This is a genomic window from Amycolatopsis stemonae (assembly GCF_054781455.1).
The window spans coordinates 1-25614 of sequence record NZ_BAAGUJ010000006.1 but is presented as its reverse complement, the minus strand read 5'-3'; the positions used below and the strand labels follow the sequence as shown (position 1 = coordinate 25614).

Below are 25614 nucleotides of genomic sequence, written 5' to 3'. Positions count from 1 at the left end.
CCCGTTCTCGGGTTCACGCGGTTACCTTGGATTCATGGAGCCGGACGAACTCCGCATCGGGACGGCCGAGCGGGAGGAGGCGGCGAGGCTGCTCGCCGACCACTTCGGCATGGGCCGCATCACGCCGGACGAGTACGAGACGCGCGTGACGGACGCGTACGCGGCGGTGACGGTGGCCGACCTGCGCCCGCTGTTCGCCGACCTGCCCCACCCGCACCCGGGCTTCTTCGGCCCGCCGGCGCCGATGTACGCCCAGCCGACCCTGCAGCTACCCACCTACGGCCCGAACCCGTACGCGCCACCACCGGCCCCGATGCCGTACCGCCCGGTCCCGTACTCCTACCGGTCCAAGACGGTGGCCGGTGTGCTGCAGATCGTGCTGCCGTTCGGCGCCGGCCGGTTCTACACCGGCCAGGTCGGGCTGGGCCTGCTGCAGCTGTTCGTCGTCCTGGTGACCGGGATCGGCATCCTCTGGCCGATCATCGACGGCATCGTGCTGCTGGCCAACGGCGGCCTCGACGCCCAGGGCCGTCCGCTGCGCCCCTGACGCGGGACGCAGCGGACCGGCTCAGGCTTCCTTGCGCTTGGCGAACGCCGTCGGGCGGTCCTCCCACGGGGCGTCGGCCGGACGGGCCGAAGCCGCGCCCGAGAGCACCACGTGCGCGGCGAGCACGCCGGACACGGTGGCGCCGTTCACCAGCTCGCCCGCCAGGGCCATCCGCACCGCCTCGGCGAGCGGGAACTTGCGGATGACCAGGTCCGCCTCCTCCTCGCCGAGCACGTCACGCTCCACATCGGACAGTCCGCGGGCGAGGAACACCCGCACGACCTCGTCGGTGAAGCCGGGCGACGCCGCGACGTCGACCAGGGTCACCCAGTCCGACGCGGCCAGCCCGACCTCCTCGACCAGCTCGCGCTTGGCCGTGCCCACCGGGTCTTCGCCGAGGTGGTCGATCAGGCCGGCGGGCAGCTCCCACAGCCGGTGCCCGATCGGGTGCCGGTACTGGTGGATGAGCGTGACCTGCTGGTCTTCGTCCAGCGCGACGATCGCGACCGCGCCGAGGTGCTCGATGACCTCGCGGACCGCGGTGTCCCCGCCCGGCATCACGACGTCGTCGATGCGCAGGCCGACGACGCGTCCGATGTGGACGTCCCGGCTCGAGGCGACGCTGAACTCGTGCTCGCCCGGTGCCGTCATCGGGCCGCGACCGGGGCTTCGGGCAGCTCGACCGGCAGCCGCTCGGCGACCTTGCGGTCCACCACGGCCTTGACGAACGCGCTGAACAGCGGGTGCGGCCGGGTCGGGCGGCTCTTGAGCTCGGGGTGCGCCTGCGTGCCGACGAAGAACGGGTGCTTGTCGGCGGGCAGCTCGACGAACTCGACCAGGCGGTCGTCCGGCGACGTGCCGGAGAACACCAGGCCCGCGTCCGAGAGCTGCTTGCGGTAGGAGTTGTTCACCTCGTAGCGGTGCCGGTGGCGCTCGGACACCTCGGTGGTGCCGTACGCCTTGGCGACCTGCGACCCCGGCTTGAGCTTCGCCGGGTAGGCACCGAGCCGCATGGTGCCGCCCATGTCCCGCTCCCCCGCGACGACGTCGCGCTGGTCGGCCATCGTCGAGATCACCGGGTGCGTGGTGTTCTCGTCGAACTCCGACGACCCGGCGTCCTTGATCCCCGCCAGGTGCCGCGCGGCCTCGATCACCATGCACTGCAGGCCCAGGCACAGGCCGAGCAGCGGGACGCCGCGGGTGCGGGCGTACTCGATCGCGCCGACCTTGCCCTCGATGCCGCGGATGCCGAACCCGCCCGGGATCAGCACACCGTCCACATCGGACAGCACCGACGCCGCGCCGGACGCGGTCTGCGCGTCGTCGGAGGCGACCCAGACGATCTCGACCTTGGCGCGGTGGGCGAACCCGCCCGCACGCAGGGCCTCGGTGACCGACAGGTAGGCGTCCGGCAGGTCGATGTACTTGCCGACGACCGCGATCCGCACGACCTCGCTCGGGTTGTGCACCCGGTCCAGCAGGTCGCCCCACACCGTCCAGTCGACGTCGCGGAACGGCAGCCCGAGACGGCGGACGACGTAGGCGTCGAGCGCCTCGCCGTGCAGCACCTTCGGGATGTCGTAGATGGACCGCGCGTCGGGGCAGGCGATGACGGCCTCGGTGTCGACGTCGCACATCAGGCCGATCTTGCGCTTGAGGTCCTCGGGGATCTCGCGGTCGGCCCGGCAGACCAGCGCGTCGGGCTGGATGCCGATGTTGCGCAGCGCGGCGACCGAGTGCTGGGTCGGCTTCGTCTTCAGCTCACCCGAGGGCGCCAGGTACGGCACCAGCGAGACGTGCAGGAAGAAGCACTGGTCGCGGCCCACGTCGTGGCGGACCTGGCGGCAGGCCTCCAGGAACGGCAGGGACTCGATGTCGCCGACCGTGCCGCCGACCTCGGTGATCACGACGTCCGGCGAGACGCCGTTCTCGTCGGGCTCGGCCGCGGCGGTGATCCGGGACTTGATCTCGTCGGTGATGTGCGGGATGACCTGCACGGTGTCGCCGAGGTACTCGCCTCGGCGCTCCTTGGCGATCACCTCGGAGTAGACCTGACCGGTCGTGACGTTGGCCTTGCCGTCGAGGTCGCGGTCGAGGAAGCGCTCGTAGTGCCCGATGTCGAGGTCGGTCTCGGCGCCGTCGTCGGTGACGAACACCTCACCGTGCTGGAACGGGTTCATCGTCCCGGGGTCGACGTTGAGGTACGGATCGAGCTTCTGCATCGTGACGCGAAGCCCGCGCGCGGTAAGGAGCTGACCGAGGCTGGAAGCCGTGAGTCCCTTACCCAGAGAGGAGGCGACGCCCCCGGTGACAAAAACGTACTTGGTAGCCCGTGACTGAAGTCCCACGGGCCGCCAGCATATCCCACGTTCGCGGATCCGCGCGCCGTGACTCACCCGACGCGCCCGTTATGACCGACGCCACCCGCGCGGGTGAACCTCAGGCGGCGGCCTTCACGAGCCGCAGCCGGGGCCGGCCGGTGAGCGCGCGGCTGCCCGGCAGGCGCCGCAGCGCCTCCACGATGAGTACCGTCAGGACGATCGTCGCCAGGTAGATCACCAGGCTCAGCCACGGCGCACCGAAGCGCTCCGCGACGTGCGGGATCACCGGGCCGAGGAAGGCCAGGGCGAGCGGGTGGACGAGGAACACGCTGAACGAGCGGTTCGCCGCCCACGAGACCACGCGGGCCCCGCGGCCGCCTTCGCGGCGGCGCGCCGCCCACCACGTCGTGAACGCGTAGATCGCCGCGATCACCGTGACGCACCACGGGATCAGGTACGGCTGGAACGGGTCGCTGGCCACCTGCGGGAACGTTCCATTGTGGACGGTGCGCAGGTAGCACCACTCGGTGCCGGCCAGCACCGCCACGAGGGCGCCGCCGAGCAGCAGGCGGTGGCGGCCGACCCAGGCGTGCACGGCCTCGAAGTGCATGGCCACGACGGCGCCGAACAGCGTGTAGAACTGGTACGGCAGCACGGTGGCGTACAGGTGGGTGATCGTCTCGTAGCTCACGCCGAACGGCTGGTAGGTCATGAACAGCGTGACGCCCACCTGCAGGACGCCGCTGCCGAGCAGCAGCCACTTGTGCTTGCCCTCGGTCGCCCGCAGCAGCTTCATGATCAGCGGGAACAGCAGGTACACCTGCATCGTCACCAGCAGGAAGTACAGGTGGTACCAGGCGCCGCCGGTGACGAGGTCCTTGAGCAGCAGGGTCATCGACGCCTCGAGCGAGCCGGGCTGCTGCGTGCCGGTCACCAGCGAGAACGCCCAGAAGAACATCGACCAGGCCAGGTACGGCGTCGCGACCAGCGGCAGCCGGCGGCGCCAGAAGTCGCCGGGGGTGATCTCGCGGCCGCGGTTCTGGAACACGAGCACGAACCCGGTCAGCGCGAAGAACGCCTCCCGCGTGAAGTGCAGCGGGGTCTCGACGGCGTTGGCGCCGACGTCCTGCGGGAAGTTCGTCGCGCCCACCACGTGGATGAGGATCACGCAGGCGAACGTGATCAACCGGAAGAGGTCGATCTGGTGCAGGTACGGCGCTTTGCCACCCGGTCTCGCGGTCCGGGCGGGAGCTTCGAGAGTGGCCTGGGCAGTCGTCATCGTGCCGCCGTTCCGGCACCGTCGTCGGCGTGCTTCACGTTGTCAGACTTGCCACCCATTCTGTGAATTTCCCATGAAGGCACTGGGAAGCGCCTGTTGGGCGTGCTCGTGCGGGCTGTCGGATATGCCACGTCCGCTCAAGGAGCGGGCAGCCGCCGGTCATGTTAATACGTGAGCCTTCCGGTACCGAGCGTGACCTTCGTCATCTTTTCGTTATCAGCGGGAAACGTCCTGCTCGACCGCCTGCCGGACCGCCGCGAGGGCGTCGCGGAGTTCGGCGTGTCGCACCGAGCCGAGGGCGAGCCGGAGCGCCTGCGGCACGGCCGTCGTCGTCGCGAACGGCTCGGCCGTCGAAACCGCGACCCGCCGGCGGGCCAGCTCCGCGACGATCCGGTCCGGCCGCGAGTCCCGGGCGAGCGGGAGCCACCGGAAGTACGACGATGGGTGCCCGGTCCACGGCAGCCCGGCCAGCACCTCGGAGGCGAGGGCCTGCCGCCGCCGCGCGTCTTCGCGCTTGCGCACCTCGAGGCGGTCGACCGTACCGTCGTCGAGCCAGCGACGGGCGATGGCCGCGGTCAGGGCCGGGGTGTTCCACGTCGTGGACCGGATCGCGGTCTCGAGCGCCGGCACGAGCGCGGGCGGCGCGGCGACGAACCCGACGCGCAGTCCGGTCGCGACGCTCTTCGACAACCCCGAGACGTAGACGGTCGCTTCGGGGGCGAGCATCGCCAGCGGCGGCGGAGCGTCCTCGGCGAGGTAGGCGTACGAAGCGTCCTCGATGATCGTCACGCCGTGCTGCCGGGTGATCTCGACGAGCCGCGCGCGCCGCCCGGCGTCGAGAACCCAGCCGAGCGGGTTGTGCAGCGTCGGCATCGCGTACACCGCGCGGACCCGGCGACGGCGGCACAGCCGGTCGAGCGCGTCGAGGTCGGGTCCCTCGGGGGTCGCCGGCAGGGGCGCGAGCTCGAGGCCGAGCGTACGGGCGAGGATACGGAAGCCCGGGTAGGTGAGGGCGTCCACCGCGACGACGTCGCCCGCCTGGAACAGGGCGAGGGCCGTCACCGCGAGCCCGTGCTGGGCGCCGTCGACGATCAGCACCCGTTCGCGGCCGACGTCGAGGCCGCGCCGCCGCAGGTGCCGGGCGACGGCGGCCCGGTCTTCGGCGCGGCCGCGGTGCGGCTGGTAGCGCAGCAGCGCGTCGAGGTCCCCGGCCGTGGCGAGGTCCCGCAGCGCCTGGCGCAGCAGGTCGGCCTGCCCGGGCACCGAGGGGTAGTTGAAGCTCAGGTCGACGACGTCGGCGGCCACGGCCCGTTCGTCGGCGCCGTCACCGGCGGCCAGGTCCCGGACGAACGTGCCGCGCCCCTGCTCGCAGCTGACCAGGCCCATCGCTTCCAGCTCGGCGTACACCCGCGACGCCGTCACGACCGCGATGCCCTCGTCGGCGGCCAGCCGCCGGTGGGTGGGCAGCCGCGTTCCGGCCGGCCACTGCCCGGCCCGGATCCGCGCGGCGAACGCGTCCACCACGCCCTTGTACTTCGGCACCCGCACCCGGCGATTGTAGGCAGGACAATTTGTGGACTGTCCTGGATCGGCGGTCCTAACCTGCCGCCATGCACACCGCGATCCTCACCTTCGACGGCTTCAACGAACTCGACTCGCTCATCGCGCTCGGCGTCCTCAGCCGGGTGCCCGGTGCACGGGTGTCGATCGCGAGCCCGTCGCCCCGGGTGACGTCGATGAACGGGGTCACGATCGACGCCGCGATCGATCTCGAGGCGGCGTGCGCGGCCGACGCCGTGATCGTCGGCAGCGGCGCGAAGACCCGCGAAGTCGTCGAAGACCCGGCGATCATGGCCGTGCTGCGCGGCCTCGACCCGGGCCGGCAGCTGCTGGCCGCGCAGTGCTCCGGCACGCTCGTTCTGGCGAAGCTCGGCCTGCTCGAGGACGTGCCCGCCTGCACCGACCTGACGACGAAGCCGTGGGTGCTCGCGGCCGGCGTCGAGGTACTGGACCAGCCGTTCTTCGCGCGCGGCACGCTCGCCACCGCGGGCGGCTGCCTGGCCTCGACCTACCTCGCCACGTGGGTCATAGCCCGGCTCCACGGGGTCGAGGCCGCCGAGCGCGCGATGCACTACGTCGCCCCGGTCGGCGAGAAGGTGGACTACGTCGCGCGGGCGCTGGGCAACGTCACGCCCTACCTGGAACCGGCCGTGGCCTGATCCGTGCCGAAGAGGGACTTCAGCGTCACCTCGCGGTTGACCCGCACGTGCTCGACGGCTTCGGCGTGCGCGCGCTCCGCGTCCCCCGACGCGATCGCGTCGTAGAGCCGCCGGTGCTCGTCGAGCAGTTCGGTCCAGTGCTCGTTCTGGCTGGTCAGCCAGCGGAGCCTGCCCTGCAGGGGCTGCAGCATCGTGGTGAGCAGGGCGTTGCCCGCGATGGCCACGATCTCGTCGTGGAAGCGCGAGTTGAGCACGGTGATCCGGGCCGCGTCGCCGCGGGCCGTCGCGCGGGCCGAGTCGGCGAGCATCCGCTCGAGCCGCTTCAGCTCCGGCGCCCCCGCCCGTTCGGCGGCGCGCCCCGCGGCGAGCCCTTCGAGCGCCTCCCGGACGTCGAAGAGCTCCTCGACGTCGACCCGCGCCAGCTGCCGGACGACGATCCGGCGCGCCGACTGCTCGACGAGGAAGCCCTCGGCCTCCAGGCTGCGGATGGCTTCGCGGACGGGCACCCTGGACACGCCGAGGTCCTCGGCCAGCTCGCGCTCGACCAGCCGGTCACCGGGGCGGAGCCGGCCGGTCAAGATCCGTTCGCGCAGCTCGTCGCGCACCCGCTGGCGGGTGGCCGCGAGAGGTTGCCGCTCGCTCGCCGTCGTCACCGGTCCCCTCTCTTCAACACGCTCGTAACACGAGTTTACGGACCGGAGGGTTGACGGCGGCGGGCCTGGGGGTGATATTTGGGATGCCAAATTTTGGTATCCCAAATCGCCGTCACAGTACGACGATCGGAGGCTCGCATGACCGCCGCCCCGCTCACCGATGCCCAGCAAGAGACGACCGCGCCACCGGATCCCCGGCTCTGGAACGAAGACCTGGCCCCGGCGAAGGACCGCCGGTGGAAGGTCTACGACATCTTCGCGCTGTGGATGTCCGACGTGCACAACCTCGGCAACTACACCTTCGCCGCCGGGCTGTTCGTGCTCGGCCTGTCCGCCTGGCAGGTGTTCACCGCCCTGCTGTTCGGCTTCGTGATCATCTACTTCGGCATGAACCTGATGGGCCGGATCGGCCAGCGCACCGGCGTGCCGTTCCCGGTCGTGGCGCGGATCAGCTTCGGCACGTTCGGCGCCAACCTGCCCGCGCTGATCCGCGCGATCATCGCGATCTTCTGGTACGGCATCCAGACCTACCTCGCGAGCGTGGCCATCACCCTGCTCGTGCTCGCCATCGACCCGGGCCTGAAACCGTTGACCGAACACGGTTTCCTCGGTCTGCACGCGCTCGGCTGGATCTGCTTCGTCGCGCTCTGGGCCGTCCAGGCCCTGATCCTCACCCGCGGCATGGAAGCCGTGCGCAAGTTCCAGGACTGGTGCGGGCCGGCGATCTGGGTCGTGATGATCGCGCTCGCCGTCTGGATCCTCGCCGCCGGCCACTGGAACATTTCCCTGACCAGCAGCCCGAAACACCTCTCGACGGGCGAGCAGATCCGCCAGTGGTTCGGCGCGGCCGGGCTGATCCTCGCCACCTACGGCACGCTGATGCTCAACTTCTGCGACTTCTCCCGCAACGCCCCGGACCAGAAGACGGTGCGGCGCGGCAACTTCTGGGGCCTGCCGATCAACTCGACGGCGTTCGCGCTGCTGTCGGTGATCGTCACCGCGGGCAGCATGCAGGTGTTCGGCGAGGCCATCACCGACCCGGCCGAGCTGCTGGCCAAGGTGCACAGCACGCCGGTGCTGATCGTCGGCGCGCTGACGTTCGCCATCGCCACGATGGGCGTCAACATCGTCGCCAACTTCGTCTCCCCCGCCTACGACCTGGCCAACATCTGGCCGAAGCGGATCACGTTCACCGTCGGCGGGCTGATCAGCGCCGTCGCCGCGCTGTGCGTGCTGCCGTGGAAGCTCTACTCCTCGCCCACGGTCGTCAACTACTTCCTCGGCGGGCTCGGCGCGTTCCTCGGGCCGCTGTTCGGGATCATGATCGTCGACTACTACCTGATCCGGCGCGGCAAGGTCGACGTCGCGCAGTTGTTCGTCGACGGCGGGATCTACCCCCGGGTGAACCCCCGTGCGCTGGTGACGTTCTTCCCGACCGCCGCGCTGTCCGCGGTGATCGCGCTGGTGCCGTTCTTCGCACCGGCCTCGCCGTACTCGTGGTTCATCGGCACGGCGTCGTCGGCGACCTTGTACTTCGCGGTTTCGAGGAAGCACCGATGAGGATCGTCGTCACCAACTGCAACACCACTGAGGCGATGACGAAGGAGATCGAAGCCGGAGCACGCGCCGCCGCGAGCCCGGGCACCGAAATCCTGGCGCGGACACCGAAGTGGGGACCGGAGTCCGCGGAGGGCTGGCTGGACAGCTTCCTGTCCGCCGCCGCGGTGCTGGACCTGCTGCGGGGCCTGGAAGAACCGTTCGACGCGGTCGTGCTCGCCGGCTTCGGCGAGCACGGCCGCGAGGGGGCCCGCGAGCTGCTGGACGTCCCGGTCGTCGACATCACCGAAGCCGCCGCGCACCTGGCCTGCCTGCTCGGCCGCCGCTACGGCGTGGTGACCACTTTGGACCGGACGTGCGGGCTCATCGAGGACAGCCTGCACTCCGCCGGCGTCGCGCGGAACTGCGTGACGGTCACCGGCGCCGGGCTCGGCGTCCTGGAACTGACCGACGAGCGCCGGACGGAGTCGGCGTTGCTCACGGCGGGCCGCCGCGCGCGGGACGCCGGGGCCGAGGTGCTGGTGCTCGGCTGCGCCGGGATGACCGGGCTGGACCGCAAGATCGCCACGATGCTGGGCATCCCGGTGATCGACGGCGTCGCGGCGGCCGTCCGGCTGGCCGAGTCGCTCGTCGCGCTGGGCCTGACCACGAGCCGCGCCGGGTCGTACGCCAAGCCGCTGGACAAGCACCGCACCTGGCCCGATTGACATCGCCCACGCCGCCGGACAGAATCCCCCTGCCGTACCGCCGCCCGGTGACGAGTGGGGACTTCGACGTCCCCGGAAGGCGGTCGAAGTGCGAAGGCTACGCGTTCTGGGCGCGCTGGCGCTGTCGGCGAGCATGCTCCTGGTCCCGGTCAGCGGGACAGCCACGGCCGCTGCTCCCCCGCGCACCGTCGTCACCGACGGGGCGAAGCTGGCGGGGATCAAGCAGGCGCTGCGCGGCGGCCACGCGTCCACGGCCCAGCGGGACGCGCTGAAGGTCGTGCTGGACAAGGCGAACACCGCGCTCACCGCGGGCCCGTGGTCGGTCATGGACAAGCCGTCCGCGCCGCCGAGCGGCGACAAGCACGACTACACGAGCCAGGCACCCTACTGGTGGGCGAGCCAGCCGAAGACGCCGGAGAACCCGCAGGGCTGCCCGTACGTCAACAAGGACGGCCAGCGCAACCCCGAGGCCGACGCGATCACCGACCACACCTACCGGATGGTGGCCTGGGACGCGATGTACTACCTCTCGCTCGCCTGGTACTACACCGGCGACGCGAAGTACGCGAAGCGCGCGGCGCTGGACGTCCGGACGTGGTTCCTCGACCCGGCCACCAAGATGAACCCGAACATGACGTACTCGCAGATCGTCCCGTGCCGCACCACCGTCAGCGGCACCGGGATCATCGACTCGACGCAGTCGTTCAGCCAGGTGCTCGACGTCTTCGCGCTCCTCGACACCGGCGCGCCGGGCTGGACCGGCCAGGACCGCTCCGGCGTCAGGGCGTGGCTCGCGCAGTACCTCGACTGGATGCAGACGAGCCCGCAGGCGAAGCTGGAACTGGCCGCCACCAACAACCACGGCACGTTCCTCGACATGCAGAACGCGACGATCGCCGCGTACCTGGGCCGGCGGGACGCGGCGCGCAAGATCGTCCTCGACGCGGAGAAGAACCGGTTCCCGGTGCAGTTCGCCGCCGACGGCAGCCAGCCGCTCGAGCTGTCGCGGACGATGTCGTGGCACTACGCCAACTTCAACCTCACCGCGTGGGGCCGGATGGCCGAGCTGGGCAAGAACCTCGGTGTCGACGTCTGGAAGTACCGGGCGCCGAACGGCGTGACGCTGCGCAAGGTCGTCGACCAGCTGATCCCGGGCGCGCTGCAGGGCGCCGCGGGCTGGCCGCACCAGCAGATCGGCGTGTTCGACCAGTCGATCGCGGCGGACATCTTCCACGCCGCGGCCGAAGAGGCCCACGACACCGGCGCGGCCGCCGCGCTGAAGCAGATGCCGCTGCCGGCCGGCGGCGACACGTGGCCCGTGCGCGTCTCGTGCTTCCCGCTGGACCCGCCGCTCAAATAAATCCGGACACAACACCGCATAGCGCACCGTTTCCCAGATTGGTCTAGTCCAAAGCATTGACACTCGGTGTCCACGCGCGCACATTCATCACCGGGGCCGGACCCGCTTCGTGAAGAACCGTCGCGTACGCCCTCTCCCGCGCCGTCGCGGCCCGGGAGAGGGCCGTCCGCCTGCGCGAGGAGACGCCATGCAGCGAAGATTCGCCGTGCTCGCCGCCGCCGCGGCCGCGGTCGTCGTCGGCGCCCTGACCGTCGCCGGCCCGGCGACGCCGGGTGCGGCCGCCGCCACCTCCGGCGGGGTCCGGATCGCCTACTACGACCAGTGGAGCATCTACCAGAACGCCTACTACCTGAAGAACGTCGACGCCGTCGCCGGCAACCTCGACTACCTGCTCTACGACTTCGAGAACATCGACCCGGGCAACCTGACGTGCTTCGAAGCCACGAAGGCGACGACACCGGACCCGGGCGGCGAAAGCGATCCGAACGCCGGTGACGGCGCCGAGGACCAGTTCGCCGACTACCAGAAGACGTTCGGCTCCGACATCAGCGTCGACGGCACCGCCGACACCTGGAACCAGCCGATCGCCGGCAACTTCCACCAGCTGCAGGAGCTCAAGGCCAAGCACCCGAACCTCAAGGTGCTGCTCTCCATCGGCGGCTGGACGTACTCGAAGTACTTCTCCGACGCGGCCGCGACCGACGCGTCGCGCAAGAAGTTCGTCAGCTCGTGCCTCGACATGTTCATCAAGGGCAACATCCCCGCGTCCGGCGGCTACGGCGGCGCGGGCACCGCGGCGGGCATCTTCGACGGCATCGACATCGACTGGGAGTACCCGGGTTCCCCCACCGGGCACGTCGGGAACCACTACAGCGCCGCCGACACGGCGAACTACACCGCGCTGATGGCGGAGTTCCGCAGCGAGCTGGACGCGTTGGGCGGCAAGCACTACGCGCTCTCGGCCGCGTTGCCGGGCGGGCAGGACAAGATCGCGAAGATCCAGACCGACAAGATCGGGCAGTACCTGGACTTCGGCAACGCGATGACCTACGACATGCACGGCGCGTGGGACGCGACCGGGCCGACGAACTTCCAGGATCCGCTGTACTCCTCACCGACCGACCCGTCCGGCACGATCCCGCCGGGCACCGAGAAGTACACGATCGATTCGGTGGTCAAGGACTACCTGCACGGCAACAGCGCGTACGGCATCGCGGGCGGTTTCCCGGCGGGCAAGCTGACGCTCGGCATCCCGTTCTACTACCGGGGCTGGACCGGCGTGCCGGCCGGGTCGAACCACGGCCTGTACCAGTCCGCTTCGGGTCCGTCGGCCGGACATCCCTTGAGCGGCAACGTCCCCGGCGTCGCGATGTACAAGGAGCTGTCCGGGATCGTCGACAACCCGTCCGACACGTACTGGGACCCGGTCACGCAGTCGGCCTGGTTCTACGACGGGACGAACTTCTTCGGCGGCTCGTCGGCGCAGTCGATCAAGGCCCGCACGGACTACATCCACTGCACGGGCCTCGGCGGCGCGATGATGTTCTCGCTCTACGACCTGGACCCGGGCTCGACGCTGCTCCACGCGGTGGTCAACGGCCTGGCCGCGTCGACGCCGAACTGCTCGGCCCCGCCGACCACGACCCCGCCGACCACCACCACTCCCACGACCCCCACCACACCGACGACCCCGACCACCCCGCCGACCACCACGCCGCCGACGACCACACCCACGACGCCGCCGACGATCCCCGCGTGGGCACCGAACACGGCGTACGCGGTGGGGGCGAAGGTGACCTACAACGGCATCACGTACACGTGCCGCCAAGCCCACACCTCACTGGTGGGCTGGGAACCGCCGAACGTCCCGGCACTCTGGCTCGCGAGCTGAGCTGACCGTCAGTTCCCGTCGGGGTGACCGACCCCGGGCGCGGGGGCCTGGGCGTTGCCGGCGATGCCGTACCGTCCAGCGCCCCCGTCGAGCTGTTCCTTCAGCGCCAGGATCGTGCTGACCCGCCCGGCCGACGTGTCCACGTTGTCCACAGTGGACAGGATCGACGTCGCCGAGGTGTCCGCGCGGACGACGCCCAGTGCGCCGGTGCCGTCGGCGGAACCCGCGTCACCGGCCAGCACCGTGCCCGCACCGCTGCGGTCGAGCTGCGTGGCGAACCGGGCGACCGTCGCCGCGCGGTCGCCCGCGCCGTCGCCGGTCGCCGCGGACCCGGTGAGCACGATCGCCAGCTGGGCCGGCTTGACGTCCTGGCCCGCCTTGACGAACCCGCCGTCGGTGAGCCCGCCGATCGCGGCCGCGAGCTCCTCTCCCGAGGACTGCGGCTTCGCGGTCGTCTTGTCCAGCAGCAGCACCGAACCGAGCAGCGCGCCGGCGAGCGTGCCGGAGTCGCCCGCGGTCGGGAACTTCGACCCGGCCGGCTGCAGCCGCGTGACGACGTCGCGGAGCTGGTCGGCCTTCTCCGGGTCGGAGAACGCGGCCGTCAGCTGGACCTCGCCGGTCACCGAAGCGCCGGACTGGCCGACGAGCTGCTTGAGCGCGTCCCGGTCGGACGGGCGCGCGTCTTCGGTGGTCACCAGCACCACCGACCGCTTGTCCAGCGCGCCGGCGACGACCTTCGGCCCCATCGACCCGGCGAACGCGTCCGCGTCGGCCAGCCGGGCGTTGAGCGCGTTGCGCTGCGCCTCGAGGTCGGAGACCTGGCTGCCGAGGTCCTTCTTCTCCCCCGCGAGGCCGGACAGCAGGCTGCCGTTGAGCGCGGTCGAACCGAGCACGACCCCGACGGCCAGCGCGAGGAAGCAGGAAGCGATCGAAACGACGTGGTACCGCAGCGAAATCACGTGAAGAGCCCCTTGACCCAGCCGGCGAACGAGTTCCAGGTGTGCCGCAGCCAGTCCAGGTAGACCGAGCCGACGTCGGACACCAGCAGGGCCGCGGCGACGACCACGACCGCGGCGAGCACGAGCAGCACGACGGCGCCGATCGACACCCGGCTGCGGTGCAGCGTCGCCACCGCCTTGCCGTCGACGAGCTTCGTGCCGAGCTTGAGCCGGGTCAGGAACGTCGACGGGTTCGAACCGGACCGGCCGTGGTCGAGGAACTCGCGCAGCGTGGCCTGGAAGCCGACCGTCACGACCAGGCTCGCGCCGTGCGCGTCGGCCAGCAGCAGCGCGAGGTCTTCGGCGTTGCCCGACGCGGGGAACGTCACCGCGCCGATCCCGAGGTCCTGGATCCGCTCGACGCCGGGGGCGTGCCCGTCCGGCTGGGCGGGCACCACGACCTCGCCGCCGCCGCGCAGGGTGGCGGTGCCGATGCCGGTGGGGTCGCCGACGACGACGTCCGGCTTGTACCCCTGCACGCGCAGGGTGTCGGCACCGGCGTCGACCCCGATCAGCACCGGCCGGTGCTCGGCGACGTACTTCCGGAGCTTCTTGAGGTCCTCGGCGTGGCCGTTGCCGCCCGCGACGACCAGCACGTGCCGGTCGCGGATCGCCACCTTCAGGTCGGGCACGCCGACGCCGTCGAGGATCAGGGTGCGCTCGCGGCGGAGGAACTCGATGGTGTTCGCCGAGAACGCCTCCAGCTGCGTCGACATCCCGGCCTTGGCCTCGATCATCTGGTCCGCGACGCTGTCGGCGGTCTGCTCGATGCCCGAGGCGACCTGCCGCTCGCCGACGTAGACCAGGCCCTCGTGCAGCCGCAGCTTCGTGCCGTCCTTGATCGTGCGCAGCAGCTCGCCGCCGACCGAGTCGACGAGCGGGATGCCTGCCCCGATGAGGATTTCCGGCCCCAGGTTCGGGAACCGGCCGGAGATCGACGGCGACGCGTTGACCACGCCCGCGACCTCGGCCTCGACCAGGGCGTCGGCCGTCTGGCGGTCGAGGTCCAGCTGGTCGAGCACGACGATGTCGCCGGGACTGATCCGGCGCAGCAGCTCCCGGGTGCGGCGATCCACGCGGGCGACGCCGCTGATCCCCGGGAGGGGTTCTTGGTTCCGCGTGAGCAAGCCGGTGAGCTTCATGTGGCCGATGGTGACAAATTTGCTCGTGGGACGAGGTACGCCACGCCGTAGCGGGTGTGACTCGTTGTGGTGAGCCCCGCCTCTCCTCAGGCCTCCGACTCCTCCGAAAGGGACCCGAAATCGAGGTTCACCCAGGGGCTCGCCGGGTCCTGAAGGAGCTGGTGGTGGACCCGCACGGCCGCCGGGTACCACTCGCCGAACTCTTCGTCCTCGGCGTGGAGGACCCGCCCCATGACGTAGCCGGCCGACAGGTCGGCCCATGACTGGTGGTAGCGACGCGCCAGCGAGCCCGCTTCGAGCACCATCAGTTCGGCCGTGAGCGCGTCGCAGTAACCGGCCGCCAAGCCCCAGCGGGCGATGTTCACCGCGCGGCCGACGTCCCACGAAAGCGCGGTCGTGACGAACCCTTCCGCGTCGACCAGGCCGTCGGCGCGGAACCGCTGTTCGTACCGGGACACCCGGCGGACGGTGTGCCGCAGCTCGTCGGCCTGCTCCTCGGCGTCGTTCTCCGCGCACCACCGGTCGACCAGCTCCGCCCAGGTCAGCGGGTCGAACTCGCCGTTGCGCACCCCGTACTCCGCGGCGAACCGCAGGCGCAGCATGAGCACGAGGTTGCCCGGCGTCAGCGCGTAGCCCTCGCCGATCAGGTCGGCCATGGTGGCGCGCCAGGCCGGCGGGTCGGGCACACCCCACCAGTCCCGCAGGCCCCGCACCTCGGCGACGTAGTCGTGGCGGCGCGCGTCGAGGACGTTCCACGGCGCCGCGTTGAGGACCGCCAGGTGCGCGCCGCACGCGAGCGCGTGCGCGATCGGCCCCTCGAGGTGCCCGTACGGCGCGGTGATCAGCCGTTCGACCTGCTCTTCCAGCGGTGTCACGTCGTCGTGGTGCGCGTCGAGCCACGGCTGCAGCGTCGCGCCGGGCAGCCGCCACTCGCCGCGGGTGCCGCGGTTGAACACGACCCGCTCGTGGCGCCCGACGCCGTCGACCGCCCAGTCCAGCGCGCCGCTCATCGCCACGACGTCCGGGCCGAGGTCCGGCAGCGCGCCACGGGTGAAGACCTGGAGGAACTCGTCCCCGCCCGTCTCGAAGTAGACGTTCGGGAAGGTCTCCGCGCGCTCGTCGAGGATGCTGTGGGCGTCCACCCGCCGGATCGGGACGAAGAGCTCTTCCCCGGCGAGCAGGCCGAGGTAGCGGTCGAGGTCGCCGTCGCGGCGGGCCGCGGCCAGCTGGGCCTCGACGTCGGCGGGGGGTGGCAGCATCACGGGGCGGCTCCCTCCACTCGGCCGGTCAGCACGACGAGCTTGCCCGCCGTCCGATTGTGCTCCAGGTCGTCGTGCGCCTGCCGGATCTCCGTCATCGCGTACACCTTGGCCGGGCCGAGGCTCGCTTCGCCGGTGGCGATGCGATCGAGGTACCGCTGGAGGACGGAGGCGGGCAGGTCGTCCGCCTCACCACCATAAGCGGTCAGGCGCACCCCGGCGGGAAGGTATCCGATCGGATAGAAGTTCGAGATCGTCCACTGGTTGGACAACATGCCGGTGAAGCAGACGGTTCCGTGCACGCGAGTGGCTTTCAGGGTGTCCGGCAGGGTCGGCGTCCCGACCAGTTCGAGGGCGGCGTCGACCCCTTCGGGCACGATCTTCCGGACCTGGCCCGCGAGGTCGCCGTCGTCCAGCAGCGGGTGGTCGACGCCGTGTTCGCGCAGGGTCTCGAGGCGTTCCGGCTGCCGGGTGGTCGCGAAGACGGTGGCGCCGAGGTCTTTCGCCAGTGCCGCGGTGGCGAAACCGAGCGCGGACGTGCCGCCGCGGATCAGCAGCGTCTGGCCGGCCCGCAGGTCCAGCCCGGTGGTGAGGGAGCCGTACGCGGTCTGCAGGGTTTCCGGGACCTGGCCGAGCACTTCCCACGGCAGGCCGGAGCGGAACGGGATGACCTGGCTCTCCGGCACGACGGTGTATTCGGCGTAGCCGCCGTCGAAGGTGCGGCCCATCCCGCCCATCATGGTCGCGACCTGCTGCCCGCGGGCGAACCCGGCACCGGCGTCGACGACCCCGACGGCCTCGATCCCGGGCACCCGCGGGAACGTGACGCCGTCGGCGAGGCCCAGCCGCGTGTGCAGCTCGGACCGGTTGAGCCCGAACGCCTTCACGGCGATCCGCACCCAGCCGGGTTTCACCTCGGGCAGCGGGAGTTCCGCGAGTTCGAGGTTTTCGACGGGACCGGGTTCCCGGAGTACCACCGCGCGCATCCTGGGTCCTTTCTTCGCAAGCGAACAGTCCGCACAACAACTGTCCGCGCGAGTACTATTCCCGGCGTGAGCCTGTCCCGAGACCACGACGCCGCCTGGCGCGGCTTCCTGCGGTCGTCCGCGCTGCTCCTGCGGGTGCTGGACGCGGACCTGCGCGCCGAGCACGGGATGACGCACCGGACCTACGACGCGCTCGTCCAGCTTTCGGAGGCGCCGCGGCGGCGGCTGCACATGAAGGACCTGGCCGACGCCCTGGTGCACAGCGCGAGCGGGCTGACCCGCCTGGTCGACGGCCTCGAGCGCGCCGGGTTCGCGCGGCGCGAGGTCGACCCGGGCAACCGCCGCGCCACCCTCGTGGTGCTCACCCCGGCGGGCCTCGCGGCCCTGGAGGCGGCGTGGCCCACCCACGTTCGAGGCGTGGAGCGGTACTTCGCCGACGAGGTGAGCCGGGACGAGGCGCGGACACTGGCCGCGGTCTTCCGCCGGATCGCCGGCGGACTGGAGAACTGAGCGGGTATTCGATCATTTTCGGCTGGAATACCGCCGCCGATTTTACCAACCATTTACCAATTTGGCCGCCATTGTTGCCCGGCACCGCGGCGAATTCCTGTTCGAAAGTGACGAACAGCCCTCCCATCAGGCAAAAGCCGAGGTCGCGGCCGCGTGTCGGAGTGGTCACTGTAGGTCCTTGATCCGTTCCGGAACGCTGTCACAATTCTCAGGAAGTTTTCCGGCGCGGGCCACTGATACTTGTCGCACAGCCGACGGCTGTGCAATGCATCCCGTGGGGGCGATCGCATTGCGCCACCGAGCGTTTCCCATGCCACCCGGGAGTTTGCCCATGCAGTCCAGCGATGTCGGCGTCATCGGCGCCGGCGCGGCTCCGGTCGCGCCCACCCTGCCCGAAATCCCGGCGCCGCGGCTCGCCGCCCTCGAGCGGCTGCCGCGGCCCGCGGTCCGGACCGGGTTCAACCACGCCGCGCTGTCGGTGACCGACCTCGAGCGCGCGATCGCGTGGTACGAGCAGATCTTCGGGCTCAAGCTGCTGCTCGGCCCGTTCGCCATCAGCAGCGACGCGCCCGGCGGCGGGCCCGCGTCCGACATCTACGGCGAAGGCTGGCAGAGCGCCCGGCTCGCGCACATGGTGATGCCGGGCGGCGCCGGGCTCGAGCTGTTCCAGTTCACCGGGCCGGTGGCCGAACGCCGGACCGAGAACTTCGACTACTGGCGCACCGGCATCTTCCACATCTGCTTCACGGTGCTCGACGTCGCCGAGACGGCCAAGCGCATCACGCTGTTCGGCGGCCGTCAGCGCAGCCGGATCCACCAGGTCGGCCCGGCTTCGTGGTTCTGCTTCTGTGAGGACCCGTTCGGTAACGTGCTGGAGCTCGTCGACCAGACCTTCGAGGAGCTGTTCACGCCGCCGCCGGGCGTCGAGGACCCGGACGCCTGCTGAGCCGGCCCGGGTGGGGCCCGCCCGCGTGCCCCACCCCCGCCCTACTTCTTCTTCGCCGCCTTCTTCCGCTTCGGCTCCGGCTCGGCTTTGGCTTTCTCCGCCGTCGCCAGGAGTTCCTCGGCGTGCGCCCGGCCGGTTTCGGTGTCGTCCATGCCCGCGAGCATCCGGGCGAGCTCGTTGACGCGCTCGGACTGGCCCAGGTTCTTGATCCCGCTGCGCGTCACCCCGCCGGTGTGGCCCTTGTCCACCACGAGGTGCTGGTCGGCGAACGCCGCCACCTGCGGCAGGTGCGTCACGACCAGGACCTGGTGCGTCCGCGCCAGCCGGGCCAGCCGGCGGCCGATCTCGACCGCCGCGCGCCCGCCGACGCCCGCGTCGACCTCGTCGAACACCAGCGTCTGGACCGTGTCCGCGTGCGCGAGCACCACCTCGATCGCCAGCATCACCCGCGACAGCTCACCGCCCGACGCGGCCTTGTGCACCGGCAGCGGCGGTGCGCCGTCGTGCGCGCGCAAGAGCAGCTCGACGTCGTCGACGCCGTCCGAGCCCGCGTGCACCGCGCGCCCGTCGATCGTCAGCGCGTGCGTGTCGCCGTGCTCGGCCGGGCGCTGCTCGACCGTCACCTCGATCGCGGCCTGGCCCATCGCCAGCCCGGACAGCTCGCGCGTGATCTCCGCGGCCAGCTCGGCCGCCGCCTTCTCCCGCGCACCCGACACCTCGGCGGCGTGCGTGGCCAGCTGCAGGGCGAGCTGGTCGCGCCGCAGCGCCAGCTCGGCGAGCGCCTCTTCGGAGGTGTCCATCGATTCGAGGCGGCGCCGGGCGTCGTCGGCCCAGGCCAGCACGCCGTCGACGTCCGCCGCGTACTTGCGGGTCAGCCGCTTCAGGTCGCCCTGGCGCGCCAGCACCTTCTCCAGCAGCGCCGGGTCGGCGTCCAGCGTTTCGACGTACGAGCCGAGCTCGGCCCCGACGTCGGTCAGCAGCACCGACGCCTCCTCCAGCCGCGGCGCGAGCTCGCGCAGGACGGAGTCTTCGGACGTCGAAAGCCGCCGCAGTGCCTCGCCGACCAGGCCCAGCGCGCCCGGGGCGTCCGGGTCGCCGTCCGGCGAGCCCGACAGCGCGACGTGCGCCTCGGTCGCGGCCGCACGCAGCTCGTCGGCCGCCGCGAGCCGCTTGATCTGTTCGGTGAGCTCGACGTCCTCGCCCGGCTCCGGCGCGACGGCGTCGATCTCGGTGAGCCCGTGCTTGAGCAGGTCGGCCTGCTGGGCCATCTCCCGCGAGCGCGTCGACCGCTCGGTCAGCTCGGCGATCACCGCCAGCCACTCGGCCCGGACCTCCCGGTACGCGCTCAGCGGCTTCCCCACCGCGTCGCCGGCGAACCGGTCGATCACCTCGCGCTGCTCGCTCGGGCGCAGCAGCCGCAGCTGGTCGTTCTGCCCGTGCACCGCGATCAGCTGCTCGGACAGCTCCGACAGCACGCCGACCGGCACCGACCGGCCGCCCAGGTGGGCGCGCGACCGCCCGTCGACGGCGACGGTGCGCAGCGCGATGACGCTGCCGTCCTCGTCGACGTCGGCGCCGGACTCGGTGACCAGCCGTTCGGCGCCTTCGACGCCCGAATAGGTGAACCTTCCTTCCACGAACGCCTTGAGCATCCCCGTCCGGACCTTGGACACCTCGGCCCGGCCCCCGGAGAGCAGGTGCAGCCCGGTGACGACCATGGTCTTCCCGGCACCCGTCTCACCGGTGACGACGGTGAAGCCCGCGTGCAGTTCCAGCAGGGCGTCCTCGATGACTCCGAGGCCCTGGATGCGCATCTCGGCCAGCACGCCGCCTACGGTAGCGGCCCCCACCGACACTCTGCGCGCGCGGGCACCCGGCGAGTCGCCGATATGTTCGAAAGAATCGCCGAGCGGTGGGTCACTCGCAGGGACGCGCGTGGCGCTCGCGCCAGCTCTTCACCGGCAGCGAGAACTTCTGCACCAGGCGGTCGGTGAACGGGCCGTCCCACAGGCGGACCAGCCGCACCGGCGTCTTGCCGCAGGTCACGCGCACGCGCGCGCCCGGCGGCAGGTCCAGGTGGCGGGTCCCGTCGCAGGTCAGGACCGCGGGCGAGCCGTCCGGGTCGATGCCGACGGTGATCACCGAGTCCCGCGAGACGACCAGCGGCCGCGCGAACATCGCGTGCGCGTTGCTCGGCACGACCAGCAGGGCCTGGACGTCGGGCCAGATGATCGGGCCGCCGGCCGAGAACGCGTACGCCGTCGAACCGGTCGGTGTGGCGCAGAGCACACCGTCGCAGCCGAAGGCCGAGACCGGCCGGCCGTCGACCTCGATCAGCGCGTCGAGGACCCGTTCGCGGGTGCTCTTCTCGACGCTGGCCTCGTTGAGCGCCCACGTGCGGGCCAGCTCGGTGCCGCCGTCGGTGACCGTGACGTCGATCGTCATCCGCTCTTCGACCTGGTAGTCGCCGTCGACGACGCGCTGCACGGTGTCGGCCAGCGCGTCCGAGTCGGCCTCGGCGAGGAAACCGACGCGGCCGAGGTTCACCCCGAGCACCGGCACCCCGGCCGGGCGGGCCAGCTCGGCCGCGCGCAGCAGCGTGCCGTCGCCGCCGAGCACGAACACCAGCTCGACGCCCGCGGCGGGGTTGTCGTCCGGGTCCACGACCGTGCACCGCGCGCCGACGCCGTGTTCGTCCGGGTTGATGAGCGCGCAGACGTCGTCCTCGATCACCCGGATCCGGATGCCGGCCTTGGCGAAGCGCGCCGAAACCTCGCGCGCGGCTTCGCCCGTCGCGTCGCGATCGGGGTGCACCATGAGGAGCACTTCACGTTCGGTGGTCATGCGGGCCCTTCCTCGACGGCGGTGCGGACGAGCCGCTCGGCCTCAGACCTGTCTACCGCGTCCACAGTGGACTCGGCCACGTGATCTTTCCTCAGCCACACGAAGTACTCGACGTTCCCGGACGGCCCGGGCAGCGGGCTGGCGGTGACGCCGCGCAGCGCGAGCCCGAGCTTCGCGGCCTCGTCGATGACGGTCAGCACGGATTCGGCGCGCAGCTCCGGGTCGCGGACCACGCCGCCGCTGCCCAGCCGGTCCTTGCCCACCTCGAACTGGGGTTTCACCATCGGCACCAGGTCGGCGCCTTCGCGCGCGCAGGCGGCGAGCGCGGGCAGCACGAGCTTGAGCGAGATGAAGCTCAGGTCGCCGACGACGACGTCGACCTGGCCGCCGAGGTCTTCGGGCGTGAGGTTCCGGACGTTGGTGCGGTCCATGACCACGACCCGCTCGTCGGTGCGGATGCGCCAGTCGAGCAGGCCGCGCCCCACATCGGCGGCGATCACGGTCGCGGCGCCGTTGCGCAGGAGGACATCGGTGAAGCCCCCGGTCGACGCGCCGGCGTCGAGGCAGCGCTTGCCCTCGACGCTCAGGTCCGTGAACGCCTCCAGCGCGCCGAGCAGCTTGTGCGCGCCGCGCGAGGCCCAGCCGGGGTCGTCCTCGTCCCGGACGACGATGGGCGCGTCGGACTCGACGCCGGTGGCGGGCTTGCCGGCCACCATGCCACGCACGGTGACCTTGCCTTCGGTGATCAGGGCCGAAGCCTGTTCGCGCGACCGCGCAAGGCCGCGCCGGACCAGTTCCGCGTCGAGGCGCGCCCGCTTGGGCACCGTGGTCAGACCTTGTCGATGCTGGAGAGGGCGACCGTCAGCTCCGTGTGCACGGCGTCGAAGCGCTCGACGTGCTCCGCGAGCGGCAGCGCGTCGAGGTCGTCCAGGCCGGCGACGGCTTCGTCGATGCCGGCCCGCGGGTCGGTCTGCTGGGAGAACGAACCGGGCGGCGGGCCCGGCACGGGGTACGGGTGATCCTGCACGTCACAAACGGTATCAGTCAGGCCAGGCCGAGCCGTGTCACGGCGTCGCCCTCGACCTTGGTGATCCCGGACTCCCAGGCCGCGTGGCACAGCGCGCGGAGCAGGTCGAGGTCGTCGCCGTCGCCCGCCGCGACCAGGGCGTCGTCGCGCACGGTGACGGTCCAGCCCGGGCGCGGCCCGATCTTCAGGTCCTCGGCCGGGCTGGTGAGCGCGGTGAGGTCCTGGGCGAGGTAGGTGCCGCGCTCGGCCGGGGTGGCCTCGATCAGCTGCTTCGGCGTCGCGACGCCCGAGAGGACGACGAGCGAGTCGATGCCCGCGGCGACCGCGCCGGCGATGTCGGTGTCCAGCCGGTCGCCGACGACCAGGGGTTTGTCCGCGCCCGCGGACCGCGCGGCGGTCTCGAACAGCAGCGGCTCCGGCTTCCCGGCGACCAGCGGGACGACGTCGGTGGCCGTGCGCAGCGCGGCGACCATCGAGCCGTTGCCGGGCAGCAGGCCCCGCTCGCTGGGCAGCGTCGCATCGACGTTGCAGGCCACCCAGAGCGCGCCCGCCCGGATGGCCAGGCAGGCCTCGGCGAGCGCGGCCCAGGTGTTGTCGGGCGAGTGGCCCTGGACGACGGCCTGGACGCTCTCGGCGTTCTCCCGCACCGGCGTCAGCCCGGCCTGCGCGACCTCTTCGGCGAGCGACTCGGTGCCGACGACGAGCACCTCGACGCCGGCGTCGAGCCGCTCCTTCAGCAGCTGCACGCCCGCCTGGGCGCTGGTGTGCACCTCATCGGCCTCGGCGGGCATGCCGAGCCCGGTGAGGTGGTCGACGACCTCGGCAGGCGCCTTGGACGCGTTGTTCGTGACGAACCGGACGGGGGTGCCGTGCTCGCGCGCGGCCCGCACCGTCTCCGGGGCACCCGGGATCACCCGGGTGCCGTGGTAGACGGTGCCGTCGAGGTCGAACAGGACCGCGTCGTAGGCCGCGAGCAGCGCGTCACTCATCGGTTTCTTCGGCGCCCTTCGGCTCGTTGGTCAGCTCCGCGGCCCGCTCGGCGGCGTCAGTCTCGTCTTCCGCGTCGGCCTCGGCGGCGTTGAGGAACCACCGGATGGCTTCTTCTTCCCGCCCGGCCGCGACGAGGTTGTCGGCGTAGGCGTAGAAGAGGCGCGCGCTCCACGGGTCGCGCTTCTCGGCCTTGAGGTCGTCCCCCTGCAGCGAGACGACGGCGGCGTCGAGCTGCCCGAGATCCCGCCGCGCCCCGGCGGCGACGATCGCGAGCTCGACCTGGGTGGCCTTGCTCAGACTCGCCTTGTCGGCTTCTTTCGCCAGGTCAAGGGCCCGCTCGGGCCGCCCGAGAGCGCGTTCGGAGTCGGCGATGATGGCAACGTGCTCATCACTGCGCGTCATCCGCCGGACGGCCCGCAGTTCCGAGAGGGCCTCCGCCCAGTTGCCGACGTGATAGGCGACGAGCCCCAGCGCCTCACGCACGATGGGCACGCGAGAAGCCTTGGCCTTGGCGTACTTGGCGTGCTCGAGAGCGGCCTCGGGATCACTGTCGATCAACCCCCCGGCGGCGACGAGATGCTTCCCGACGGTCTCGGCCAGGCCCTTCGGCAGGGTCCTCAGCTCACGGCGGGCTTCCTCGTCGAGATCGGAGAACTCGACGTCTTCGGGCAGCTCGGGCGCCTCGAGGAGCTCCTTGGCGAGGGCCTCGTCGTCGAGCGGAGCCGAGACCTTGGGCCGCGCGTCCCGCCGAGGCCGGTCGTCGCGCCGCTCGGGCCGCTTTCCGGAGTCGCGGTAGCCGCCGGCCCGGGTGCCGCGATCGCCTCGCGAGTCGTCCGACTTCGCCGAGTAGCCGCCAGCCCGCTCGTCACGCTTGCCTGCGTAGCCCCGCGAGTCATCCGACTTCGCTGAGTAGCTGCCGGCACGGTCGTCGCGCCTGTCTGTGTAGCCCCGCGAGTCATCCGACTTCGCCGAATCCCGGTAGCCGCCGCGCTTGCCAGAGTCGCTGTAGCCGCCAGAGCGGTCGTCGCGCTTGGCCGAGTCGCGGTAGCCGCCGCCGGTGCGAGCGCCGCGATCGCCTCGCGAGTCGTCGTTCCCGCCGCGACCGCGGTCGTCGGACCGGAAGCCACCGGGCTTGCCGCCGCGGTCGTCGTCCCGCCGCTGGTAACCGCGCGAATCGTCGCGCCGCCCACCACTGCGGTCGTCGTCTCGGCGCTGGTAGCCGCGCGAGTTACCCCCGCGGTCGTCCGAGCGGTACCCGCCCGGCTTGCCACCGCGGTCGTCGCGCCGCTGGTAGCCCCGCGAGTCATCGCGCCGGTCGCTACCCCGGTCGTCCGAGCGGAAGCCACCCGGCTTGCCACCACGGTCGTCATCGCGCCGCCGGTAACCGCGCGAATCGCCACTGCGGTCCTCCGAACGAAACCCGCCCGGCTTGCCACTGCGGTCGTCATCGCGCCGCTGGTAACCCCGCGAATCGTCGCGCCGGACGCCGCTGCGGTCGTCGTCGCGCCGCTGGTAGCCCCGCGAATCGCCGCGGTCGTCCGAACGGTAACCACCGGAGCGCCGGTCGTCGCGGCGATCTGAGCCGCCGCGGCCTCGGTCGTCGGAGCGGAAACCACCCGAACGGGCACCGCCGCGGTCTTCCCAGCGCGGCTTCCGGTCGCCGTACGAGGCCTTGCCCTGGGGGCGGCCGCCACCCGGCCGGCCGCCACGGTCGTCGGAACCGCGGCCCGAACTCCGGTCGCCGCCGCGGTCCTCGTACCGGCCGCGGTTGTCGGCCCGGTCGTCGGACCGCCCGCCCGAACGGCCGGGGCCGCCGGAGTACCGGCCACCACCAGGCCGGTCGCCCGAGTCGCGGTAGCCGCCGCGACGGTCGTCGCGGTCACCGAAGCCGCGGCCGCTGTCACGGCCCTGACCTGCGTTTCCTCCGCGCTGGTCGCGGGGACCGTCGCCGCCGCGGAACGGCTTGCCGCCGCCGCGGACTCCGCGGTCGTCGCGGCGCGGCCGGCCCTGGTAACCACTGTCGCGGCCGCCGCGGTCCTGCCGCGCACCGCGCCGGTCTCCCCGGGGTGCGTCCGACCGACCGCGAGAACCTTCGTCCCGCCGTGCCGGTCGGCCGGACCCCTCATCCGCTGAGTCTCGTCGACCGAACTCGGACACCTGGCCTCCTGCCATGCAAAAAATCTTGTCCTGGACATACGCGTACGGCCCGCTAGGGCAGCCAACTGGCTATCCTAACGGGCCGTACGAAAGTTAAGTTCGGCGGTGTCCTACTCTCCCACAACCCTTCGGTTGCAGTACCATCGGCGCTGTCAGGCTTAGCTTCCGGGTTCGGAATGGGACCGGGCGTTTCCCTGACGCTATAACCACCGAAACACTCC

Annotated in this window: 23 protein-coding genes and 1 rRNA gene; 8 read left to right on the top strand and 16 right to left on the bottom strand. The window is 71.5% G+C overall.

What is annotated here, in order from left to right:
* Nucleotides 1-34: 34 nt before the first annotated feature.
* Nucleotides 35-547, top strand: coding sequence for a DUF1707 domain-containing protein (locus tag ACYVLJ_RS22795; protein WP_451986996.1), 513 nt, complete (start codon nucleotides 35-37; stop codon nucleotides 545-547).
* A gap of 21 nt (nucleotides 548-568) precedes the next feature.
* Here the strand turns inward: ACYVLJ_RS22795 and ACYVLJ_RS22790 are convergent, their stop codons facing one another.
* The 4 genes from ACYVLJ_RS22790 to ACYVLJ_RS22775 all read right to left on the bottom strand — a co-directional run bounded on the left by ACYVLJ_RS22790 (nucleotide 569) and on the right by ACYVLJ_RS22775 (nucleotide 5695).
* A complete protein-coding gene (locus ACYVLJ_RS22790) occupies nucleotides 569-1198 on the bottom strand; it encodes an NUDIX hydrolase (RefSeq protein ID WP_460440209.1) in 630 nt (209 codons plus the stop codon).
* On the bottom strand, nucleotides 1195-2895 hold the full coding sequence (locus tag ACYVLJ_RS22785) for a CTP synthase (RefSeq protein ID WP_460440208.1): 1701 nt from the start codon (nucleotides 2893-2895) through the stop codon (nucleotides 1195-1197). The genes ACYVLJ_RS22790 and ACYVLJ_RS22785 overlap by 4 nt, the downstream gene beginning before the upstream one ends.
* 91 nt (nucleotides 2896-2986) lie before the next feature.
* Complete coding sequence (locus ACYVLJ_RS22780; protein ID WP_460440207.1) at nucleotides 2987-4147, bottom strand: acyltransferase; 1161 nt, start codon at nucleotides 4145-4147, stop codon at nucleotides 2987-2989.
* A gap of 216 nt (nucleotides 4148-4363) precedes the next feature.
* Nucleotides 4364-5695, bottom strand: coding sequence for an aminotransferase-like domain-containing protein (locus ACYVLJ_RS22775; protein WP_460440206.1), 1332 nt, complete (start codon nucleotides 5693-5695; stop codon nucleotides 4364-4366).
* Nucleotides 5696-5757: 62 nt separating this feature from the next.
* On the opposite strand from ACYVLJ_RS22775, the gene ACYVLJ_RS22770 reads away from it, so the two are divergent.
* Nucleotides 5758-6366 (top strand): type 1 glutamine amidotransferase family protein, encoded by a 609-nt coding sequence (locus tag ACYVLJ_RS22770; RefSeq protein WP_460440205.1) that lies wholly within the window; start codon nucleotides 5758-5760, stop codon nucleotides 6364-6366.
* On the opposite strand, the gene ACYVLJ_RS22765 is transcribed toward ACYVLJ_RS22770, so the two are convergent.
* On the bottom strand, nucleotides 6342-7019 hold the full coding sequence (locus ACYVLJ_RS22765; protein ID WP_460440204.1) for a GntR family transcriptional regulator: 678 nt from the start codon (nucleotides 7017-7019) through the stop codon (nucleotides 6342-6344). The two genes, ACYVLJ_RS22770 and ACYVLJ_RS22765, sit on opposite strands and share 25 nt — an antisense overlap.
* Before the next feature lie 138 nt (nucleotides 7020-7157).
* Between ACYVLJ_RS22765 and ACYVLJ_RS22760 the strand changes: the two genes are divergently transcribed.
* The 4 genes from ACYVLJ_RS22760 (at nucleotide 7158) to ACYVLJ_RS22745 (ending at nucleotide 12534) form a co-directional block, all read left to right on the top strand.
* The gene (locus ACYVLJ_RS22760; protein ID WP_460440203.1) at nucleotides 7158-8579 is read left to right on the top strand and encodes an NCS1 family nucleobase:cation symporter-1; all 1422 of its coding nucleotides are present in this window, start codon (nucleotides 7158-7160) and stop codon (nucleotides 8577-8579) included.
* Nucleotides 8576-9283, top strand: a complete 708-nt coding sequence (locus tag ACYVLJ_RS22755; protein WP_451987010.1) for an aspartate/glutamate racemase family protein — start codon at nucleotides 8576-8578, stop codon at nucleotides 9281-9283. The genes ACYVLJ_RS22760 and ACYVLJ_RS22755 overlap by 4 nt, the downstream gene beginning before the upstream one ends.
* Before the next feature lie 88 nt (nucleotides 9284-9371).
* Nucleotides 9372-10643, top strand: coding sequence for an alginate lyase family protein (locus tag ACYVLJ_RS22750; protein WP_460440202.1), 1272 nt, complete (start codon nucleotides 9372-9374; stop codon nucleotides 10641-10643).
* A gap of 187 nt (nucleotides 10644-10830) precedes the next feature.
* Complete coding sequence (locus tag ACYVLJ_RS22745; RefSeq protein WP_460440201.1) at nucleotides 10831-12534, top strand: glycosyl hydrolase family 18 protein; 1704 nt, start codon at nucleotides 10831-10833, stop codon at nucleotides 12532-12534.
* An 8-nt stretch (nucleotides 12535-12542) separates the two neighbouring features.
* Here the strand turns inward: ACYVLJ_RS22745 and ACYVLJ_RS22740 are convergent, their stop codons facing one another.
* The 4 genes from ACYVLJ_RS22740 to ACYVLJ_RS22725 all read right to left on the bottom strand — a co-directional run bounded on the left by ACYVLJ_RS22740 (nucleotide 12543) and on the right by ACYVLJ_RS22725 (nucleotide 16919).
* The gene (locus ACYVLJ_RS22740; RefSeq protein ID WP_460440200.1) at nucleotides 12543-13493 is read right to left on the bottom strand and encodes a copper transporter; all 951 of its coding nucleotides are present in this window, start codon (nucleotides 13491-13493) and stop codon (nucleotides 12543-12545) included.
* The gene (steA, locus tag ACYVLJ_RS22735; protein WP_451987018.1) at nucleotides 13490-14674 is read right to left on the bottom strand and encodes a putative cytokinetic ring protein SteA; all 1185 of its coding nucleotides are present in this window, start codon (nucleotides 14672-14674) and stop codon (nucleotides 13490-13492) included. Before steA ends, ACYVLJ_RS22740 begins: the two co-directional genes overlap by 4 nt.
* An 86-nt stretch (nucleotides 14675-14760) precedes the next feature.
* A complete protein-coding gene (locus ACYVLJ_RS22730) occupies nucleotides 14761-15933 on the bottom strand; it encodes a DUF1266 domain-containing protein (RefSeq protein WP_451987042.1) in 1173 nt (390 codons plus the stop codon).
* A complete protein-coding gene (locus tag ACYVLJ_RS22725) occupies nucleotides 15933-16919 on the bottom strand; it encodes a zinc-binding alcohol dehydrogenase family protein (RefSeq protein ID WP_460440199.1) in 987 nt (328 codons plus the stop codon). The genes ACYVLJ_RS22730 and ACYVLJ_RS22725 overlap by 1 nt, the downstream gene beginning before the upstream one ends.
* 66 nt (nucleotides 16920-16985) lie before the next feature.
* Between ACYVLJ_RS22725 and ACYVLJ_RS22720 the strand changes: the two genes are divergently transcribed.
* Together ACYVLJ_RS22720 and ACYVLJ_RS22715 are read left to right on the top strand one after the other, a co-directional pair.
* On the top strand, nucleotides 16986-17429 hold the full coding sequence (locus tag ACYVLJ_RS22720; RefSeq protein ID WP_460440198.1) for a MarR family winged helix-turn-helix transcriptional regulator: 444 nt from the start codon (nucleotides 16986-16988) through the stop codon (nucleotides 17427-17429).
* Nucleotides 17430-17760: 331 nt separating this feature from the next.
* A complete protein-coding gene (locus tag ACYVLJ_RS22715) occupies nucleotides 17761-18375 on the top strand; it encodes a VOC family protein (protein WP_451987024.1) in 615 nt (204 codons plus the stop codon).
* A 41-nt stretch (nucleotides 18376-18416) separates the two neighbouring features.
* Here ACYVLJ_RS22715 and recN read toward each other — a convergent pair whose 3' ends face one another.
* The 7 genes from recN to rrf form a co-directional block, all read right to left on the bottom strand.
* A complete protein-coding gene (gene recN, locus ACYVLJ_RS22710) occupies nucleotides 18417-20201 on the bottom strand; it encodes a DNA repair protein RecN (protein ID WP_451987026.1) in 1785 nt (594 codons plus the stop codon).
* Nucleotides 20202-20292: 91 nt separating this feature from the next.
* Nucleotides 20293-21219 (bottom strand): NAD kinase, encoded by a 927-nt coding sequence (locus ACYVLJ_RS22705; RefSeq protein WP_451987028.1) that lies wholly within the window; start codon nucleotides 21217-21219, stop codon nucleotides 20293-20295.
* Nucleotides 21216-22043 (bottom strand): TlyA family RNA methyltransferase, encoded by an 828-nt coding sequence (locus ACYVLJ_RS22700; RefSeq protein WP_451987030.1) that lies wholly within the window; start codon nucleotides 22041-22043, stop codon nucleotides 21216-21218. The genes ACYVLJ_RS22705 and ACYVLJ_RS22700 overlap by 4 nt, the downstream gene beginning before the upstream one ends.
* A gap of 5 nt (nucleotides 22044-22048) precedes the next feature.
* A complete protein-coding gene (locus ACYVLJ_RS22695) occupies nucleotides 22049-22246 on the bottom strand; it encodes a hypothetical protein (RefSeq protein WP_043774930.1) in 198 nt (65 codons plus the stop codon).
* A gap of 17 nt (nucleotides 22247-22263) precedes the next feature.
* On the bottom strand, nucleotides 22264-23235 hold the full coding sequence (locus tag ACYVLJ_RS22690) for an HAD-IIA family hydrolase (RefSeq protein ID WP_460440197.1): 972 nt from the start codon (nucleotides 23233-23235) through the stop codon (nucleotides 22264-22266).
* The gene (locus tag ACYVLJ_RS22685; protein ID WP_460440196.1) at nucleotides 23228-25393 is read right to left on the bottom strand and encodes a tetratricopeptide repeat protein; all 2166 of its coding nucleotides are present in this window, start codon (nucleotides 25391-25393) and stop codon (nucleotides 23228-23230) included. Before ACYVLJ_RS22685 ends, ACYVLJ_RS22690 begins: the two co-directional genes overlap by 8 nt.
* A gap of 97 nt (nucleotides 25394-25490) precedes the next feature.
* A 5S ribosomal RNA gene (gene rrf, locus ACYVLJ_RS22680) occupies nucleotides 25491-25607 on the bottom strand.
* Nucleotides 25608-25614 lie beyond the last annotated feature (7 nt).